Source organism: Streptomyces sp. NPDC059092 (assembly GCF_042756365.1).
Taxonomy (GTDB): domain Bacteria; phylum Actinomycetota; class Actinomycetes; order Streptomycetales; family Streptomycetaceae; genus Streptomyces.
Map to the genome: position 1 here is coordinate 1 of NZ_JBHZEJ010000113.1, position 3,052 is coordinate 3,052.

A 3,052-nucleotide genomic window follows, 5' to 3' on the forward strand; every position below is an offset into this window, starting at 1 on the left:
GGCCAGGGCCTTCGACGTGTATTCCGGGGCCTCTGGTCCGCCCGGTCGGGCAGACACCCGCCTTGGCGGGCCGGGGCGGGCGTCAGCCCTGTCCCTGGCGGCCGGAGCGGGCCGCACCGGCGATCGCGACGACCGCCTTCTCCAGCGCGTACTCCGGATCGTCGCCGCCGCCCTTGACGCCCGCGTCGGCCTCGGCGACGGCCCGCAGCGCGGTCGCGACGCCGTCCGGCGTCCAGCCGCGCATCTGCTGGCGCACCCGGTCGATCTTCCACGGCGGCATCCCCAACTCCCGCGCGAGATCCGCGGGCCGGCCGCCGCGAGCCGAGGAGAGCTTGCCGATGGCCCGCACTCCCTGGGCGAGGGCGCTGGTGATCAGTACGGGGGCGACACCGGTCGACAGCGACCAGCGCAGCGCCTCCAGCGCCTCGGCCGTCCGGCCCTCCACGGCGCGGTCGGCGACGTTGAAGCTGGACGCCTCGGCGCGCCCCGTGTAGTAGCGGCCGACGACGGCCTCGTCGATCGTTCCCTCGACATCCGCCACGAGCTGGGAGACGGCGCTGGCCAGCTCCCGCAGATCACTGCCGATCGAGTCGACCAGGGACTGGCACGCCTCGGGCGTGGCCGAGCGGCCCAGCGCGCGGAACTCCGACCGTACGAAACTCAGCCGCTCGGCGGGCTTGGTCGTCTTGGGGCAGGCGACCTCACGGGCCCCGGCCTTACGGGCGGCGTCCAGCAGCCCCTTGCCCTTGGCGCCCCCGGCGTGCAACAGGACGAGGGTGATCTCCTCGGCGGGCGCGTCCAGATACGCCTTGACGTCCTTGATCGTGTCGGCGGAGAGGTCGTGCGCGTTCCGCACGATCACGACCTTGCGCTCGGCGAAGAGCGACGGGCTGGTCAGCTCGGCGAGGGTGCCGGGCTGGAGCTGGTCGGAGGCGAGGTCGCGGACGTCCGTGTCGGCGTCGGCGGCGCGGGCCGCCGCGACCACCTGCTGCACGGCGCGGTCGAGCAGCAGGTCCTCCTGGCCCACGGCGAGCGTGAGCGGGGCGAGCGGATCGTCGGTGGAAGCTTTTCTGGTGGCCATCGTGGTCCACGATCTCACGCGCCACCGACAGCGAGGGGCGCGTGCCCGGAGAGGCTCCGGCGTACGGACGCGGGGTCCGGGGTCTCGGAGGTCCGGGGTCTCGGAGGTCCGGGGTCTCGGAGGTCCGGGGTCTCGGAGGTCCGGGGTCTCGGAGGCTCACGGCCGGAGGGGCGAGGCCCCACCGGACCTTACGGAGCCTCGCGCCAGCCGTCCCAGTCGGCCACGAAGGTGTCCAGCGCCGCGGAGTCCAGTCGCGCCTCGGGGTCCTCCACGACCACCAGCCACTGGGCGTCCTCGGCGTCGTCCTCGCCGGCCAGGGCGTCCCGTACGAGCTGGGGCTCCTCGGTCACCGGGAACCGCTCGCCGAGTGCCTGCGCCACCTCCTCCGCCGCGTCGCGGTCGGGCAGCACCAGTACGTGTCTCACATCGCTCACGGCCGCATTCTCCCAGCCGGCCGGAGCCTCCCGGCCGCCCGGTCAGGTCTTGGGGACGATCTGGATATCCATCTCGATCTTGATGCTGGAGCCGACGACCGCGATGCCCCGCGCCAGCATCGACTGCCAGTTGACGGTGTAGTCCTCGCGGTGCAGCTCCGTACTGGCGCGGACGGCCGCGCGGGTCTCGCCCTCCATGCCGTTGCCTATGCCCAGGTAGTGGGCGTCGAGGGTGACCGTACGGGTGACGCCGTGGAGCGTGAGCGCGCCGGTGATCGCCCAGTTGTTGCCCCCGCGGTGGGCGAAGCGGTCGCTGTAGAACTCCAGCGTCGGGTAGTTGTCCACGTCGAGGAAGTCGGCGGAGCGCAGGTGGTCGTCGCGCATCTGCACACTGGTGTCGATCGACGCGGCGCCGATGACGACGTGCATCGCCGACTGCTCGATCGTCTCGCCGATCCTGATCGCCCCGGCGAAGTTGTCGAAGCGGCCGTGGACACGGGCGAGCCCGATGTGACGGGCGATGAAACCGATCCGGGAGTGGGCCGGTTCGATCTCCCAGTCGCCGGGCGCGGGCAGCGGCAGCGACGGGGCCACCTGGAGTGTGATGTCGCCCAGGCCGCTGGACTCGGCGCTCTCTCCGACCGTCACGTTGCCCCGGAACGGGGTGAAACTGTCGGCGGATATCGCCAGCCGGTACTCCCCGAGGGGGACCATCGCCACCATCGTCCCGAACGGGTCGGTCTCCCCGCTCACGATCTTGCGGCCGTTGCTGTCGCTCACCGTGAACTCGGCCTGCCCGACGGGCTCGTCGACCGGATCGACGACTCGGCAGGTGAGCAGCCCGGCGCCGGGCGGTACGGAGAGGCCGGCGAACGGGCCGGGCTTCTGATGAGCGGCCGTCCGTCGGCCGAGAAGGCGGCTGATCATGGCGTGCGTACCCCTGTGCGGTCGGGCTCTACGGGGCCGCACCGCGGAACGTCGTCGGAACGGCGACCCATGACGAATAAGCATTCGATCACTCTTGCCCCGTTCGAGGCAAACGTACCGACTGGTAGAGAACGTGGGTGTCACCGCTCGCCGCTCCGTCCTCGCGGAACGGCCCGCAGACCCGCCCCGGCCCCCACGACCGCGATCGCCCCGTCCCGGTCGGTGCTCAGCACCGTCGCTCCCCCGGCACGCAGCGCGTCGACGGTACGGGGCGCGGGATGCCCGTACGGGTTGTCCCGGCCCGCGGAGATCAGCGCGAGCCGCGGGCGCACCTCCCTGAGCAGCCCCGGGTCCTGATGGGGCGAACCGTGGTGAGCCACCTTGAGGACGTCCACCGGGGGCAGTGCCGGATACTCCCGCGACAGGGCGCGCTGGGCGGGTGGTTCGAGATCGCCCAGGAGCAGCAGTGTGGGGCCCCGGGCGACCCGTACGAACAGGGTGACGCTGGAGTCGTTGGGCTCGGCGGTGGGCCGGGGGGCCCCGCCCCCCCCGCCCCCCGGGGCCTTGGTGCGCGCCGAGGTGGGGGCGGGGGGGAGCCGCCCGCCCCCGG

General features: G+C 72.9%; 4 protein-coding genes. All 4 read right to left on the bottom strand.

Features of this window, described 5'->3' with window-relative positions; genetic code table 11:
• Positions 1–82: 82 nt before the first annotated feature.
• Complete coding sequence (holA, locus tag ACFXPL_RS35840; RefSeq protein WP_384927356.1) at positions 83–1,081, bottom strand: DNA polymerase III subunit delta; 999 nt, start codon at positions 1,079–1,081, stop codon at positions 83–85.
• 188 nt (positions 1,082–1,269) lie between these two features.
• Positions 1,270–1,515 carry a hypothetical protein gene (locus ACFXPL_RS35845; protein WP_384927357.1) on the bottom strand — a complete coding sequence of 82 codons (246 nt, stop codon included), beginning with the start codon at positions 1,513–1,515 and terminating at the stop codon, positions 1,270–1,272.
• Positions 1,516–1,557: 42 nt separating this feature from the next.
• Entirely contained in the window at positions 1,558–2,442 is an 885-nt protein-coding gene (locus tag ACFXPL_RS35850; protein WP_384927358.1) for a YceI family protein, read from the bottom strand.
• Between the two features lie 140 nt (positions 2,443–2,582).
• Positions 2,583–3,052, bottom strand: a 470-nt coding sequence (locus ACFXPL_RS35855; RefSeq protein ID WP_384927359.1) for a ComEC/Rec2 family competence protein, incomplete at its 5' end; no start/stop codon positions are given.

Excerpts from the sequence above, each read along its gene's own strand:
- holA (WP_384927356.1), bottom strand. The coding sequence starts at position 1,081 with ATGGCCACCAGAAAAGCTTCCACCGACGATCCGCTCGCCCCGCTCACG.
- ACFXPL_RS35850 (WP_384927358.1), bottom strand. The coding sequence starts at position 2,442 with ATGATCAGCCGCCTTCTCGGCCGACGGACGGCCGCTCATCAGAAGCCC.